The sequence below is a fragment of the Pseudomonas sp. PAMC 25886 genome (assembly GCF_000242655.1).
Lineage (GTDB): Bacteria > Pseudomonadota > Gammaproteobacteria > Pseudomonadales > Pseudomonadaceae > Aquipseudomonas.
The window spans coordinates 75,036-89,222 of sequence record NZ_AHHC01000042.1; the positions used below are offsets into that span (position 1 = coordinate 75,036).

Below are 14,187 nucleotides of genomic sequence, written 5' to 3' on the forward strand. Positions count from 1 at the left end.
GACTGTGCCATGAACCTTGATAAGACCCTGCAACGACTGGCGACCTTACTGCTGCTCGGCATGGCTTCCAACGCCCAGGCGCTGGACGAGTGCCAACTGAACCTCAGTGAATCGCTGCTGGATTTCGGCCAACTGAGCCGCACCGCCCGCCACGACCCGGCGGGCCAACAGCTGGTCGGCGAACGCCGCTTGAGCCTGACGCTCAACTGCCCGCAACCCACCGACTTGAGCCTGTTCTACCGTGGCCTGGCGGCCAGCGCCGAGCGGCTGCGGTTTACCGAGCGCGGCAACTATCAGATACAGCTCAGCGACGCCGTCGTCGACGGCCAGGCCGTGGAGCTGGGACTGTTGAGCGCCCCGGGGCAATCACCCACCGACACCAGCGCGGTACTCAACTGGCGGCCTGGCTATGGCATCGCGCCGGTGCGGGCCGGCGCGGTGGTGCCGGGCAACAGCCTGGCGCTGCAATTGACCGTCCGCGCCTGGGCCGATGCGGGCGCCACCCTGGTCCAGGACGCAACCCCATGGGAAGCCAGCGGCCTGATCGATGCGGTCAACACCGGCCGTGCGCGTGAGCTGGGCCTGCGTGCACGCGTTGTACCCGCCGCCTGCGTCCCGAGCTTGTCCAACGGTGGCGTGGTGAGTTACGGCACGCTGTCGGCCAAGGCGCTCAACGTTGAAAGGGAAACCGTGCTGGCGACCAAAAACCTGCTGTTTTCCGTCGCTTGCGATGCCGCCACCCCGTTCGCCGTGCGCATGCAGGACAACCGCAACGGCTCGGCCACCGGCGGCACCGATGAAACTTCCTATGGCCTCGACCTGGACGGCGCAGGCAACAAGATCGGGCGCTTCTACGTGCAGGTCGACCCCGCGAATTTCAGCGCCGACACACTGGCCTCGCTGTACCGCACCGACTCCACCACCGCCGGTCGCGCCTGGAGCACCTCCAGCTCCCAGACGATTCCCCTCGGCGCCAACAGCTACCTGGGGTTCACCGACCGTGCCGGCGACAACGGCGGCCCGGTATCCATCCAGAACCTCTCCGGCAGCCTGCAAATCAGAGCGATCCTGGCCCCCAGCCAAACCATGGACCTGCGCAACGATGTGCACCTGAACGGCTCGGGCACCATCGAAATCATTTACCTGTAACGTCTATCGAGGACCCACCCATGAACCTTTACGGCATTGCACTCTCCACCGCACTCTTGCTGATCCCACCCATGGCACACGCCGCTTCCACCATCGAGTTGACGGTAAAGGGCCGCATTACCCCGCTGGCCTGCACCCCGACGCTGTCCGGTGGGGGCGTGGTTGACCTGGGAAAAATTTCCCATCAGGACCTGAACATCGAGACAGGCACACGCCTGCCCCTGCGCCAATTGAGCCTGGGCATCAGTTGCAACGGTCCGACCCGTTTCGCCCTGCTCATGACGGACAACCGCGACGGCTCGGCGAACGTCAACAGCGAGATCTTCTATGGATTGGGCCTGGATAACAGCGGCAACAAGGTGGGTCTGTTCTCGGTGAGTTTCGACCCGACACTCACCGTGGTCGACAGCGTGGCGCAAATCTATGGCACCGAATCCACCACGGGCGGCGTCGCCTGGCGCCCGGCCAATCTGCGGCCTATCGACATCGGTTCACAGAGCTACCTGGCCTTTACCGACACCGAAGGCAGCACCGCCGGGCCGTCAGCGATTCAGAACCTGAATACCTTGCTGAAGGTCGAGGTGGTGCTCGCGGCCCTGAAAAACCTGGACCTGAGCACCGACGTACGCATCGATGGCTCGGGCAGCCTTCAAATCGTGTACCTGTAGCCCCGAGCGCTAGACCTTTTCGCTGGTCACCTGAACGTACCGCGAACGTCCCGCGCCCAGTCCGGCGACGATCGCACCCAGGCCGATCACCGCGAAAATCCAGCCCACGGCGGCCCAGCCGCCGGTCCAGTCATGCACCAGGCCCACCGCGAACGGCCCCATGGACGCCAGGGTATAACCGATGCCCTGGGCCATGCTCGACAGGTTGGCGGCGACGTGGGCATCGCGCGAACGCAGCACGATCAAGGTCAGTGCCAGGCTGAACGTACCGCCCTGGCCCAGGCCCAGCAGAATCGCCCAGCCCCACAAACCGTCCAGCGGCGCATACAGGCAACCGAACAGGCCACCCAGCGTCAGCACCATCACCACCACGATAGCCAGGCGCTGATCCTTGCCCCGCGTAGCCAGCCACGGCGCGGCCAGGGAGCTGGCCAGTTGCACGATCACCGACCCCGAGAGCACCAGGCCGGCCTGGGTGGCGGTCAAGCCACGCCCGATCAGGATGGAAGGCAACCAGCCAAACACGATGTAGGCCAGGGACGATTGCAGGCCCATGTACAGGGTCACCTGCCAGGCCAGCGGGTCACGCAACAGGCCCTTCACCCGATAAGCCACAGAGTGCGCGCCGTGCTTCTGGCCGATTTGCGGCAGCCAGAACAGTGCAGCGATCAACGCCGGCAGGATCCAGAACCCCAGGCCGATGGTCCAGCTGTCGCCAAAGTAGTGACTCAGCGGCACCGTGGACCCCGCCGCCAGCGCCGCGCCCAGGCACAGGGCCATGGTGTACACGCCAGTCATGGTGCCCGCCTGTTTGGCGAAGTCGCGCTTGACGATGCCGGGCAGCAACACACCGATGAGGCCAATGCTCGCGCCGGCCAGCAGGCTGCCGGCGAACAGTCCGACCTCACCGAATGAACTGCGCAGGATGATGCCGCCCGCCAGGGTCAGCAGGATCCCCAGCACCACGCGCTCGGCGCCAAAACGCCGGGCCAGGATCGGTGCCAGCGGCGCAAACAGGCCCAGGCACAACACCGGCAAGGTGGTCAGCAGTCCGGCCTTGGCCGCCGACAAACCGAGGCTGTTCGATACCTCAGCAAGCAGCGGCGACATGCTCGACAGCGCCGGGCGCAGGTTCAGCGCCACCAGGATCAGGCCCAGCAGCAACAACCACGGGCGACTCACCACCGGCGGGCTGTGCTGGACCTCATCGTCGTCGGCTTCGGCATCGATCAGCAGTTCTTCAAGGGCGTTTTCTGAACGGGGCATGAGGTTCTCGGGTTCAAGGTTCATTGATCAACTGCCGGGACAGGGCCTTGGCGCGCTCCGGGTCCTGTTGCTCCACGGCATCGAGCAAGGCGCCGTGCAAATCGAACACCGCTTGCCGACGGGGCTTGATGTTCAGGGTCTGGCGCAGTTGCGCGCCGACGATGCTGGAGAAGTACTGGTACAGCTCGCTCAAGGCCGGGTTGTGGGCGGCGTCCACCAGGCGTTTGTGGAACACCAGGTCGCAGCTGATGTAGTGCTCCAGGTCGCCGTGGTAATGCTCGCCGCTGGTTTTCAGCGCCTCGCGCAAGGCGATCAGGTCTTCATCCGTACGCCTTGACGCCGCCAGGCCGATGGCCTCGACCTCAAGAATCTGCCGTGTCTCCTGGGCCTGGGCCAAGGTGCAGTGGGACAAGGCTTTCATCGCCCCCAAGGGGTCGGTCATGGAGCGCAAGTAGCTGCCATCGCCCTGGCGGATCTCGATCAACCCGGAGAACGCCAACACCCGCATGGCTTCGCGCACGGTATTGCGGCTGATGCCCAGCTCGGCAGACAACTCGGGCTCGGTGGGCAGGCGCTCGCCGATCGCCCACACGCCTTGGGTGATGCGCTGGCGCAACTGGTCCAGGGCCAGGTCGACGAGGGAGCGTTTGATGAGAGGGGCGATGTCTGTCATGGGATCTGAGCTTTCGTCCAATCATAGGATGAATTTTCCCACAGCCTATTAGGAGTTGCCTACAAAGGCAACGCACTAGGGTTGGTTGGGTAACAAATGGAGCGGGATTTCCGATTGATAAAATTACCCTTAGAGGGTAATTTCGGCCTCAGGTGTCTTATGGAAAAGTACACACCTCATTACGATTTGGCGGCGATAAAAGCGAATGTCAGGCGGCTTGGGAAGAAAGCATTTACCAATACCGCAGAAAGGACCGGCCAGGAGATGGGCCTGACTATTGAAGAGATGCAGGAAGTCATTTTCGAGCTGCAAACCAAGATGTTGTACAAATCGATGACCACCCATGAAGACCATCGAGTGTGGCAGGACGTGTACCACACGAACTCAAAAGATCTGGAGATTTATATAAAGGTGACGTACCGCCCTGCCGGCGGCCCACCCGTAATCTCCTTTAAGGAGAAAAACCCATGAAAACCCAGCAATGTTTCAGCTGCGGCGCGCGTGAGGGCATGACACATTTCGAAGGGCGCGGCGAAACCATGAGCATCAAGGGCATGGAGCGCCGTGTCGATAATCTTTCTGGTTGGGAGTGCCAGAAGTGCGGAGAAATCGAATGGGATCCCGAAAGCTCGGAGCGCCACGGGCAAGCTGGCGATGAACTGGTTATCGCGGCCCGGCAAATGATCGGCGCCGAGATGAAGCGTATCCGTCGCAAACTACACCTTACGCAAAAAGAAACCGTGCAACTGCTGTCCGGTGGTGGCCACAACGCATTTTCGCGTTACGAGCGCGGCGAGATTCTTCCGCCAAAGGCATTGATGCTGCTGATGCGCCTCCTGGATCGTTACCCGCATTTGCTCGCTGACGCAAAGGCTCTGGCCGAAGGTGCCGACCTGCGAGGAGCGTTTAAATACACCGAGCACAAAGAACATGAAAATCTTACGGTGGCCTGACCCGCAAAAAACCCGGCACAAGGCCGGGTTTATTTTTAAGCGTTACTCCCGCATCAATGCAGAATCTGGCTCAAGAACAACTTGGTCCGATCATTCTGCGGGTTGTCGAAGAAGTCATTCGGTGCCGCCTGTTCAACGATCTCGCCCTTGTCCATGAAGATCACGCGGTTGGCCACGGTGCGGGCAAAGCCCATTTCGTGGGTCACGCAGAGCATGGTCATGCCGTCTTCCGCCAGGCCGATCATGGTGTCGAGCACTTCCTTCACCATCTCCGGGTCGAGTGCCGAAGTCGGCTCATCGAACAGCATGATTTTCGGTTTCATGCACAGCGCACGGGCAATCGCCACGCGCTGTTGCTGGCCGCCGGACAGTTGCCCCGGGAACTTGTGGGCCTGTTCCGGAATACGCACGCGCTCAAGGTAATGCATGGCAATTTCTTCGGCCTTGCGCTTGGGCATCTTGCGCACCCACATCGGCGCCAGCGTGCAGTTCTGCAGGATGGTCAGGTGCGGGAACAGGTTGAAGTGCTGGAACACCATGCCGACTTCGCGGCGGATCGCTTCGATCTGCTTGAGGTCGTTGGTCAGTTCCACGCCATCGACCACGATGCGGCCCTGCTGGTGCTCTTCCAGACGGTTGAGGCAGCGGATGGTGGTGGACTTGCCGGAACCCGACGGGCCGCACAGCACGATACGCTCGCCCTGCTTGACGTTCAGGTTGATGTCTTTCAACACGTGGAACTGGCCGTACCACTTGTTGACGCCCTGCATCTGAATAATGCCTTCAGGGCTCACAGGCTGTTTGATCGCTTCACTCATCACAAAACTCCTAACGCTTGTGGCCTGTGTCCAGCTTGTGTTCCAAATGAATGGAATAGCGGGACATACCAAAACAGAAAATCCAGAACACCAGGGCGGCGAACACGTAGCCTTCAGTGGCCATGCCCAACCATTTCGGGTCGGCGGCGGCTTGCTTGACGCTGTTGAGCAGGTCGAACAGGCCGATGATGATCACCAGGCTGGTGTCCTTGAACAACGCGATAAACGTGTTGACGATGCCCGGGATCACCATCTTCAGCGCCTGGGGCAAAATCACCAGGCCCATGCTGCGCCAGTAACCCAGGCCCATCGCGGCAGCCGCTTCGTACTGCCCCTTGGGAATCGCCTGCAAACCGCCGCGCACCACTTCGGCCACGTAGGCCGACTGGAACAGGATCACGCCGATCAACGCCCGCAGCAGCTTGTCGATGCCCATGCCTTCCGGCAGGAACAGCGGCAACATCACCGATGACATGAACAACACCGTGATCAACGGCACACCGCGCCAGAACTCGATGAAGGTCACGCAGACCACACGAATCGCCGGCATGTTCGACCGCCGCCCCAGCGCCAGCACAATGCCCAATGGCAAGGCGCCGGCGATGCCGACGGTGGCGATCACCAGGGTCAGCATCAGGCCGCCCCACTGGCTGGTGGCAACGTTGGTCATGCCGAAGATCCCGCCGTGCAGCAGGAAGTAGGCAACGATCGGGTACACCACCAAAAAGCTCAGGCCGTAGACCGCCTTGCGGGTAAAGCGCGAGATGAACAACGGCGCCACGCCGACAATGGCCAGCCACACGGTCAGGTCCACGCGCCAGCGCAGGTCGCCGGGGTAGTAGCCGTACATGAACTGCCCGAAGCGCTGTTGGATAAACACCCAGCAGGCGCCTTCCTTGGTGCAATCGGCACGCGTAGTCCCGACCCAGTTGGCGTCGAGGATGGCCCAGTGCAGGATCGGCGGCACGACCAGGTAGATCAGGTAAAACGCCAACAGGGTCAGCAGGGTGTTGAGCCAGCTGGAAAACAGGTTGGCGCGCATCCATGCCATCGGCCCGAACACTTTGTTCGGTGGCGGCATATCAGGTTTGAATGTATGCGTACTCATGCAGGCTTCCTCACCGCTCGATCAGCGCAATGCGCTTGTTGTACCAGTTCATCAGCAGGGAAATGCTGATGCTGATCGCCAGGTACACGCTCATGGTGATGGCAATAACCTCGATGGCCTGGCCGGTCTGGTTGAGCACCGTGCCGGCAAACAGCGAAACCATTTCCGGGTAACCGATACCGGCGGCCAGTGACGAGTTTTTCGCCAGGTTCAGGTATTGGCTGGTCAGCGGCGGGATGATCACGCGCAAGGCTTGCGGGATGATCACTTTGCGCAGGGTCGGACCGTTGCGCAGGCCCAGGGAGCGCGCCGCTTCGGTCTGGCCGTGGCTGACAGACTTGATGCCTGAACGCACGATCTCGGCAATAAACGCTGCCGTGTACACGGTAAGCGCGAGGGTCAATGCCAGCAGTTCAGGGATCAATACCCAGCCGCCGACAAAGTTGAACCCCTGCAACTTGGGCATTTCCCAGTGCAGCGGTGCACCGAAGATCAGTGAACACAGCGCAGGAATCACCACCAGCAGTGCCAGGCCGGCCCAGAACTTGTGGAAGGGAACACCGGTGGCTTCAAAGCGTTTGTTGGCCCAGCGGGCCATCAGCACAACAGCGATAATCGCCACCACCACGCTGATCACAAACGGCCAGAAACCGTCCGCCATCAAGGCGGCGGGCATGTTCAGGCCACGGCTGCTGACAAAGAACGTGTCGCCGAAGTTGTGGCTGTTGCGCGGCCCCGGCATCGTCAGGAAGACCGCGAAGTACCAGAACAGGATTTGCAGCAGTGGCGGAATGTTGCGGAACACTTCCACGTACACGGTCGCCAGCTTGTTGATCATCCAGTTGGGCGACAAACGCGCCACCCCGATGATGAACCCGAGGATGGTCGCCAGGACCACGCCGATCACGGTCACCAGCAACGTGTTGAGCAGACCGATCACAAAGACCCGGGCATAGCTGTCCGATTCGGTGTAGTCGATCAGGTGCTGAGCGATGCCGAAGCCGGCACTGCGCTCAAGAAAGTCGAAACCCGAGGTAATGCCCCGGTGTTGAAGGTTGGTTTGCGTGTTGTTGAACAGGTACCAGCCCAACGAGACCACCGCCACAATCGTGATGATCTGGAATAGCCACGCACGCACTTTTGGATCACTGAAGCTGAGCTTCTGTTTTGGTGCGCCGATTTGATTTTGCATTAAGTGCCCCAGGAATAATGGAACAGAACATCACCCGGCGGTTGGCCCACCGGGTGACAGAACCATCAGCGATCAGCGCACAGGTGGTGCGTATTGAATGCCACCGTTGGTCCACAGTGCGTTCAGGCCACGATCGATTTCCAGAGGCGTGCTTTTGCCGAGGTTTTTCTCGAACACTTCGCCGTAGTTACCGACTTGCTTGACGATCTGTACGACCCAGTCTTTCTTCACTTTCAGGTCTTTGCCGTATTCGCCGTCAGCACCCAGCAGACGGGCAACGTCCGGGTTCTTGGTGGACTTGGCTTCAGCTTCGACGTTCTTCGAGGTGATACCGGCTTCTTCAGCGTTGAGCATGGCGTAGCCAACCCAGCGCACGATGGCCAGCCACTCGTCGTCGCCGTTACGCACGACAGGGCCCAGCGGTTCTTTGGAAATGGTTTCCGGCAGTACCACGTAGTCCTTCGGCGAGGCCAGCTTGCTGCGCTGTGCGTAGAGCTGGGACTTGTCGGAGGTCAGTACGTCGCAACGACCGGATTCCAGCGACTTGGCGCTTTCATCGGAGGTGTCGAACGTGATCGGGGTGTACTTCAGGTTGTTGGCACGGAAGTAGTCGGAAACGTTCAGCTCAGTGGTGGTACCGGCCTGGATGCAGATGGTTGCACCGTCCAGTTCCTTGGCGCTTTTCACACCCAGCTTGTTGTTAACCAGGAAGCCAACACCGTCGTAGTAGGTGATGAAGCCCGGGAATTTCAGGCCCATGCCGGCATCGCGGGAGCTGGTCATGGTGGTGTTGCGCGACAGGATGTCGACTTCGCCAGACTGAAGCGCGGTGAAACGCTCCTTGGCATTCAACTGGCTGAATTTGACCTTGGTTGCGTCACCGAATACGGCAGCGGCAACAGCACGGCACACGTCAGCGTCGATCCCGAGGATCTTGCCGCTGGCATCCGGCACCGAGAAGCCCGGCAGACCGTCGCTCACGCCACACTGCACAAAGCCTTTCTTCTGCACGGCGTCCAGGGTAGCGCCAGCCTGGGCGAAACCACTGACACCCAGTACGGCAGCCGCGGTCACGATGGCCAGGGTGGATTTCAATACCTTCATTCAAACCTCCAGTTTTGCTCTTGTTGTGTCGGAGCTCGAACCCCACCGCACCCTTATGAGGCGACATCGACCCGTGTTGGCTTTTTTTGGGGTCAAACAGCATGAGGTTTTTGCTTTAAGTCCAGTTGCTATCCCACAGGCGTCAGTCACTGATAGTGTTACCGCCTGGGGTGAGCCTTGACATCGGGTTTCTCATAGCAAGCCCCGTACCAGACTGGTGGCTGAGTCGTTTCAGCCCATGGTCAAGAGCAAAAGATTCAACCTTGCGACATTCTCTTAACAGATCAACCCGTCGCGCACCGTTCCGACGCACTCAATCGGAGCGCACGCACATTTATGGAGCAGACATGACCGAACCCTTGATTCTTCAGCCCGCCAAGCCCGCAGACGCCTGCGTAATCTGGTTGCATGGCCTGGGTGCCGATCGCTACGACTTCCTGCCGGTGGCTGAAGCCCTGCAGGAAAAACTCCTGACTACACGCTTTGTTCTGCCCCAGGCGCCGACACGCCCGGTAACCATTAATGGCGGCTATGAGATGCCCAGTTGGTACGACATCAAGGCCATGAGCCCGGCGCGCTCCATCAGCCTTGAAGAGCTGGAAGAGTCGGCCAGAATGGTCACCGACCTGATCAAGGAACAAAAAAGCAGCGGAATAGACGCCTCGCGGATTTTCCTCGCCGGATTTTCCCAGGGTGGCGCCGTGGTGTTCCACACCGCGTTCCTTAAATGGCAGGGCGCATTGGGTGGCGTGATTGCCCTTTCCACCTATGCTCCGACCTTCGGCGACGAGCTTGAATTGTCGGCCAGCCAGCAACGAATTCCGGCGCTCTGCCTGCATGGCCAGTACGACGATGTGGTCCAGAACGCCATGGGACGCAGCGCCTATGAGCATTTGAAGTCCCGCGGTGTCACCGTGGCATGGCAGGAATACCCAATGGGCCACGAAGTGTTACCCCAGGAGATACACGATATCGGTACCTGGTTGGCCGCCCGCCTCGGCTGAAAACCACACATTGTGTAGCCGTATGACCAACGCACTACGCCGCGCCCGATTCTTGCATTACACTGGCCGGCGTACATTCCTTAACCAATTGATGAGATGACCGTGCTCAAAGCACTCAAGAAGATGTTCGGTAAAAGCGAGGCTGAGCAGCTCGCGCCAGGTTCCAGTGCCCCCGCCCACGCCCAAGGCAACCGCAATGACGGTCAGCAGCCTGGCCGGACCGCACCTGTAGCCTCGCCAAAAAAAGAGCCGGTGACCACACCCGCCACGGTTAACGTCGCTGAAGAACCACCCGCCGAGAAGCCACGTCAGGAGCCACGCCAGGAAAAACCGCGCCGCGAACGCGCGCCAAAACCTGTGGTTATCCCCTGGAAACTGGAAGACTTCGTTGTCGAACCCCAGGAAGGCAAAACCCGCTTTCATGACTTCAAGCTCGCCCCGGAACTGATGCACGCCATCCAGGACCTGGGTTTCCCGTACTGCACGCCGATCCAGGCGCAAGTGCTGGGCTTCACCCTCGCCGGCAAAGACGCCATCGGTCGCGCCCAGACCGGTACCGGCAAGACCGCTGCCTTCCTGATCTCGATCATCACTCAGTTGCTGCAGACCCCGCCGCCCAAAGAGCGCTACATGGGTGAGCCGCGCGCACTGATCATCGCCCCGACCCGGGAGCTGGTGGTCCAGATCGCCAAGGACGCCGCCGACCTGACCAAATACACCGGCCTCAACGTGATGACGTTTGTCGGTGGCATGGACTTCGACAAGCAACTCAAGCACCTGGAAGCGCGTCACTGCGACATCCTGGTCGCCACACCGGGCCGCTTGCTGGACTTCAACCAGCGCGGCGACGTGCACCTGGACATGGTCGAAGTGATGGTGCTGGACGAAGCCGACCGCATGCTCGACATGGGCTTCATCCCGCAGGTGCGTCAGATCATTCGCCAGACCCCGCCGAAAAACGAGCGCCAGACCCTGCTGTTCTCCGCGACCTTCACCGAAGACGTGATGAACCTCGCCAAGCAGTGGACCACCGACCCGTCCATCGTCGAGATCGAGGCCCTGAACGTTGCCAGCGAGAACGTCGAACAGCACATCTATGCAGTGGCCGGTGCCGACAAGTACAAGCTGCTCTACAACCTGGTCAACGACAACGGTTGGGAGCGGGTGATGGTGTTTGCCAACCGCAAGGACGAAGTGCGGCGTATCGAAGAGCGCCTGGTGCGTGACGGCGTCAACGCCGCGCAACTGTCTGGCGACGTGCCGCAGCACAAGCGCATCAAGACCCTGGAAGGTTTCCGCGAAGGCAAGATTCGTGTGCTGGTGGCCACCGACGTGGCCGGGCGCGGGATCCACATCGACGGCATCAGCCACGTGATCAACTTCACCCTGCCGGAAGTGCCGGACGACTACGTGCACCGGATTGGCCGTACCGGCCGTGCGGGCGCTGCGGGCGTGTCCATCAGCTTTGCCGGTGAAGACGACTCGTATCAGTTGCCGTCGATCGAAACTTTGCTGGGCCGCAAGATCAGCTGCGAAACACCGCCGACGCATTTGTTGCGCCCGGTGGAGCGTAAACGCCCTTAAGCGGGAATGCGCTAAAAATGTGGGAGCTGGCTTGTGTGGGAGCTGGCTTGCCTGCGATAGCATCACCCCGGTGTAACTGACACACCGAGGTGCCTGCATCGCGGGCAAGCCCGGCTCCTACACAAGCCCGCTCCCACATTTGGTTTCAGCGTCTTCAAATTCAAGGAGGAACACATGAACCAGGCCGACTACATCATCATCGGCGGTGGCATCGCTGGCGCATCCGCCGGTTACTGGCTGTCACAACATGCCCGCGTCATCGTGCTGGAGCGCGAGTCGATGCCGGGTTACCACTCCACCGGCCGCTCCGCCGCCCTGTACATCGCCGCCTACGGCACGCCCCAGGTTCGTGCACTGACCCTCGGCAGCCGCGCCTTCTTCGATCACCCGCCCACCGGTTTTGCCGAGCACCCGCTGCTCACCCCGCGAGGTGAATTGCTGGTGGACTTGACTGGCGACCCGGACGAATTGCAGCGCCAGTACCTGAGCGCCAAGGCCCTGGTGCCGGAAACGCGGCTGCTCGACGTCGATGAATCGATGGCCATGATGCCAATCCTGCGTCGGGAAAAGGTCCATGGCGGGATCTACGATCCTACCGTCTGCGACATCGACACCGACGCGCTGTACCAAGGCTATCTACGTGGCATTCGACGCAACGGCGGTGAAATCCACACCGACAACGACGTGCAAAAACTGACCCGCGACGCCCAGGGCGTGTGGCAAGTTCGCACTGCGCAACAGCACTTCAGCGCCCCGGTCATCATTAACGCCGCAGGTGCCTGGGCCGACCACATCGGTGAGTTGGCCGGTGCACAAAAAATCGGCCTGCAACCCAAGCGTCGCAGTGCATTCGTGTTCGCCGCGCCCGCTGAACTCAACATCCATGCATGGCCGGAACTGGCAGCCCTCGACGGCTCGTTCTATATGAAACCCGACGCCGGCATGTTCCTCGGCTCACCGGCCAATGCCGACCCGGTGGAGCCCCACGATGTGCAGCCGGAAGAGCTGGACATTGCCACGGGGATCTATCACATCGAGGAAGCCACCACCCTGACCATCCGCCGCCCCGCACGGACCTGGGCCGGGCTGCGCAGTTTTGTCAGCGATGGGGATCTGGTCTGCGGCTTTGATCCAGAGGTGGAGGGCTTGTTCTGGATTGCGGCCCAGGGCGGCTATGGGATTCAGACCTCGCCGGCCATGGGCCAGGCCAGTGCCGCGCTGGTGCGCGGGAAACCGTTGCCGGATGCATTGGCGGCGTTCGGGTTGACCGAAGCGATGCTGTCGCCGCACCGGCTGCAAGCCTCGACCTAACCCCTGTGGCGAGGGAGCTTGCTCCCGCTGGAGTGCACAGCGCTCCCAAGATTTTGGGGCCGCTACGCAGCCCAGCGGGAGCAAGCTCCCTCGCCACACGTCTTGTTATTTCCAGCGATCAGCGGCAGCGTGATCGCTGTCGCGCCCTTCCACCCAGCGCGGGCCCTCGCTGGTGTTTTCCTTCTTCCAGAACGGCGCCCGCGTCTTCAGGTAGTCCATCACAAACGCGCAGGCATCAAACGCGGCCTGGCGATGGGCACTGGCCGCCGCCACGAACACGATCGGCTCACCCGGCTCCAGGGCGCCGATGCGGTGCAGCACTTCCAGCTTGAGCAGCGGCCAGCGTTGCTCGGCCTCCACGGCGATTTTGCCGAGGGCTTTTTCCGTCATGCCCGGGTAGTGCTCAAGGAACATCCCCGCCACCTCCCGGCCATCGTTGAAATCACGCACATAGCCGACAAAACTCACCACCGCGCCCACGCCCACATTGGCCGCGTGCATAGCGTTAACTTCGGCACCCGGATCAAACGGCTCGGCCTGCACCCGAATCGCCATGGTCAGCCTCCGGTCACGGGCGGGAAAAACGCCACTTCGTCGCCATCAACCAGCGGCTCGTCCAGCGAGCACAGTTCTTCGTTGCGGGCGCACATCAAGCCGGTTTCGTTGAGCACTTCAAAGCCGGGGTCCGCCGCCAATGCCTGGCGCACGGCGTCGATCGTGGCGAACTCGCCTTCAACTTCCAGCGAGTCCAGGTCCACGGCTTCGCGGTAGCGCGCAAAAAACAGTACGGTGATGCTCATGCCTGGTCCGCCTTGAAATGCCCGCTCTTGCCGCCGAGTTTCTCCAGCAGCCGAATATTTTCGATGGTCATGCCACGGTCCACGGCCTTGCACATGTCGTAGATCGTCAGGGCCGCCACGCTCGCCGCCGTCAACGCTTCCATCTCGACGCCGGTCTGGCCACTGAGTTTGCAGCGGGCGACGATGTGGACCGCGTCCAGGCCATCGGCGCTGAGTTCAACCTTGACCCCGGTGAGCATCAGCGGGTGGCACAGAGGGATCAGGTCACTGGTTTTTTTCGCGGCCTGGATCCCGGCAATGCGGGCCACGGCAAACACGTCGCCCTTGGGGTGGGCGCCGTCGACAATCATTTTCAGGGTTTCGGGCAACATGCGCACCCGCGCTTCGGCCACAGCCTCACGGAACGTCACGGCTTTTTCAGTGACGTCGACCATGTGGGCGCGACCTTGGGAATCGAGATGAGTCAGCACAGGGATACTCCTGATCAGGAGCCCCGATTGTAAACCTGCGGGTCAGTTTTGCGCACAGCTGAATTTGTAGGAGCCGGCTTGCCGGCG

16 protein-coding genes are annotated in these 14,187 nt (G+C 61.1%); 7 read left to right on the plus strand and 9 right to left on the minus strand.

Features of this window, described 5'->3' with window-relative positions; all coding sequences use genetic code 11:
- Positions 1–9: 9 nt before the first annotated feature.
- The gene (locus MUM_RS0113215) at positions 10–1,149 is read left to right on the plus strand and encodes a DUF1120 domain-containing protein (protein ID WP_010170370.1); all 1,140 of its coding nucleotides are present in this window, start codon (positions 10–12) and stop codon (positions 1,147–1,149) included.
- 20 nt (positions 1,150–1,169) lie between these two features.
- Entirely contained in the window at positions 1,170–1,817 is a 648-nt protein-coding gene (locus MUM_RS0113220) for a DUF1120 domain-containing protein (protein WP_010170372.1), read from the plus strand.
- Between the two features lie 9 nt (positions 1,818–1,826).
- Here the strand turns inward: MUM_RS0113220 and MUM_RS0113225 are convergent, their stop codons facing one another.
- Together MUM_RS0113225 and MUM_RS0113230 are read right to left on the minus strand one after the other, a co-directional pair.
- Complete coding sequence (locus MUM_RS0113225; RefSeq protein ID WP_010170373.1) at positions 1,827–3,107, minus strand: CynX/NimT family MFS transporter; 1,281 nt, start codon at positions 3,105–3,107, stop codon at positions 1,827–1,829.
- Positions 3,097–3,756, minus strand: coding sequence for a FadR/GntR family transcriptional regulator (locus tag MUM_RS0113230; RefSeq protein WP_010170375.1), 660 nt, complete (start codon positions 3,754–3,756; stop codon positions 3,097–3,099). Before MUM_RS0113230 ends, MUM_RS0113225 begins: the two co-directional genes overlap by 11 nt.
- A 159-nt stretch (positions 3,757–3,915) precedes the next feature.
- Between MUM_RS0113230 and MUM_RS0113235 the strand changes: the two genes are divergently transcribed.
- Positions 3,916–4,227 (plus strand): type II toxin-antitoxin system MqsR family toxin, encoded by a 312-nt coding sequence (locus MUM_RS0113235; RefSeq protein ID WP_029615878.1) that lies wholly within the window; start codon positions 3,916–3,918, stop codon positions 4,225–4,227.
- Entirely contained in the window at positions 4,224–4,709 is a 486-nt protein-coding gene (locus tag MUM_RS0113240) for a type II TA system antitoxin MqsA family protein (RefSeq protein WP_010170379.1), read from the plus strand. Before MUM_RS0113235 ends, MUM_RS0113240 begins: the two co-directional genes overlap by 4 nt.
- A gap of 53 nt (positions 4,710–4,762) precedes the next feature.
- Here the strand turns inward: MUM_RS0113240 and MUM_RS0113245 are convergent, their stop codons facing one another.
- The 4 genes from MUM_RS0113245 to MUM_RS0113260 form a co-directional block, all read right to left on the minus strand.
- On the minus strand, positions 4,763–5,527 hold the full coding sequence (locus tag MUM_RS0113245; protein ID WP_003171943.1) for an amino acid ABC transporter ATP-binding protein: 765 nt from the start codon (positions 5,525–5,527) through the stop codon (positions 4,763–4,765).
- Between the two features lie 10 nt (positions 5,528–5,537).
- The gene (locus tag MUM_RS0113250; protein WP_003216325.1) at positions 5,538–6,635 is read right to left on the minus strand and encodes an amino acid ABC transporter permease; all 1,098 of its coding nucleotides are present in this window, start codon (positions 6,633–6,635) and stop codon (positions 5,538–5,540) included.
- 10 nt (positions 6,636–6,645) lie between these two features.
- Positions 6,646–7,827 carry an amino acid ABC transporter permease gene (locus tag MUM_RS0113255; protein ID WP_010170390.1) on the minus strand — a complete coding sequence of 394 codons (1,182 nt, stop codon included), beginning with the start codon at positions 7,825–7,827 and terminating at the stop codon, positions 6,646–6,648.
- A 72-nt stretch (positions 7,828–7,899) separates the two neighbouring features.
- Positions 7,900–8,931, minus strand: coding sequence for an amino acid ABC transporter substrate-binding protein (locus MUM_RS0113260; RefSeq protein WP_010170392.1), 1,032 nt, complete (start codon positions 8,929–8,931; stop codon positions 7,900–7,902).
- A 347-nt stretch (positions 8,932–9,278) separates the two neighbouring features.
- On the opposite strand from MUM_RS0113260, the gene MUM_RS0113265 reads away from it, so the two are divergent.
- The 3 genes from MUM_RS0113265 (at position 9,279) to MUM_RS0113275 (ending at position 12,830) form a co-directional block, all read left to right on the plus strand.
- A complete protein-coding gene (locus MUM_RS0113265) occupies positions 9,279–9,935 on the plus strand; it encodes an alpha/beta hydrolase (RefSeq protein ID WP_010170394.1) in 657 nt (218 codons plus the stop codon).
- A 96-nt stretch (positions 9,936–10,031) separates the two neighbouring features.
- Positions 10,032–11,519, plus strand: a complete 1,488-nt coding sequence (gene rhlB / locus MUM_RS0113270) for an ATP-dependent RNA helicase RhlB (RefSeq protein WP_032881918.1) — start codon at positions 10,032–10,034, stop codon at positions 11,517–11,519.
- A gap of 174 nt (positions 11,520–11,693) precedes the next feature.
- Positions 11,694–12,830: an NAD(P)/FAD-dependent oxidoreductase gene (locus tag MUM_RS0113275; protein ID WP_010170398.1), complete on the plus strand. Its 1,137-nt coding sequence runs from the start codon at positions 11,694–11,696 to the stop codon at positions 12,828–12,830.
- A gap of 105 nt (positions 12,831–12,935) precedes the next feature.
- Here the strand turns inward: MUM_RS0113275 and moaE are convergent, their stop codons facing one another.
- From moaE to moaC, 3 genes are read right to left on the minus strand one after another with little or no spacing between them, the layout of a single operon-like run.
- Positions 12,936–13,385 (minus strand): molybdopterin synthase catalytic subunit MoaE, encoded by a 450-nt coding sequence (moaE, locus tag MUM_RS0113280; RefSeq protein WP_010170400.1) that lies wholly within the window; start codon positions 13,383–13,385, stop codon positions 12,936–12,938.
- Between the two features lie 2 nt (positions 13,386–13,387).
- Positions 13,388–13,630: a molybdopterin converting factor subunit 1 gene (moaD, locus tag MUM_RS0113285; protein ID WP_010170402.1), complete on the minus strand. Its 243-nt coding sequence runs from the start codon at positions 13,628–13,630 to the stop codon at positions 13,388–13,390.
- Positions 13,627–14,100, minus strand: a complete 474-nt coding sequence (moaC, locus tag MUM_RS0113290) for a cyclic pyranopterin monophosphate synthase MoaC (protein WP_010170404.1) — start codon at positions 14,098–14,100, stop codon at positions 13,627–13,629. Before moaC ends, moaD begins: the two co-directional genes overlap by 4 nt.
- Positions 14,101–14,187 lie beyond the last annotated feature (87 nt).

Coding starts and splice junctions, on each gene's coding strand:
- MUM_RS0113215 (WP_010170370.1), top strand. CDS start 10: ATGAACCTTGATAAGACCCTGCAACGACTGGCGACCTTACTGCTGCTC.
- MUM_RS0113240 (WP_010170379.1), top strand. CDS start 4,224: ATGAAAACCCAGCAATGTTTCAGCTGCGGCGCGCGTGAGGGCATGACA.
- MUM_RS0113225 (WP_010170373.1), bottom strand. CDS start 3,107: ATGAACCTTGAACCCGAGAACCTCATGCCCCGTTCAGAAAACGCCCTT.
- MUM_RS0113250 (WP_003216325.1), bottom strand. CDS start 6,635: ATGAGTACGCATACATTCAAACCTGATATGCCGCCACCGAACAAAGTG.
- MUM_RS0113235 (WP_029615878.1), top strand. CDS start 3,916: ATGGAAAAGTACACACCTCATTACGATTTGGCGGCGATAAAAGCGAAT.
- moaD (WP_010170402.1), bottom strand. CDS start 13,630: ATGAGCATCACCGTACTGTTTTTTGCGCGCTACCGCGAAGCCGTGGAC.
- MUM_RS0113230 (WP_010170375.1), bottom strand. CDS start 3,756: ATGACAGACATCGCCCCTCTCATCAAACGCTCCCTCGTCGACCTGGCC.
- MUM_RS0113265 (WP_010170394.1), top strand. CDS start 9,279: ATGACCGAACCCTTGATTCTTCAGCCCGCCAAGCCCGCAGACGCCTGC.
- rhlB (WP_032881918.1), top strand. CDS start 10,032: ATGACCGTGCTCAAAGCACTCAAGAAGATGTTCGGTAAAAGCGAGGCT.
- MUM_RS0113275 (WP_010170398.1), top strand. CDS start 11,694: ATGAACCAGGCCGACTACATCATCATCGGCGGTGGCATCGCTGGCGCA.
- MUM_RS0113255 (WP_010170390.1), bottom strand. CDS start 7,827: ATGCAAAATCAAATCGGCGCACCAAAACAGAAGCTCAGCTTCAGTGAT.
- moaE (WP_010170400.1), bottom strand. CDS start 13,385: ATGGCGATTCGGGTGCAGGCCGAGCCGTTTGATCCGGGTGCCGAAGTT.
- MUM_RS0113245 (WP_003171943.1), bottom strand. CDS start 5,527: ATGAGTGAAGCGATCAAACAGCCTGTGAGCCCTGAAGGCATTATTCAG.
- MUM_RS0113260 (WP_010170392.1), bottom strand. CDS start 8,931: ATGAAGGTATTGAAATCCACCCTGGCCATCGTGACCGCGGCTGCCGTA.
- MUM_RS0113220 (WP_010170372.1), top strand. CDS start 1,170: ATGAACCTTTACGGCATTGCACTCTCCACCGCACTCTTGCTGATCCCA.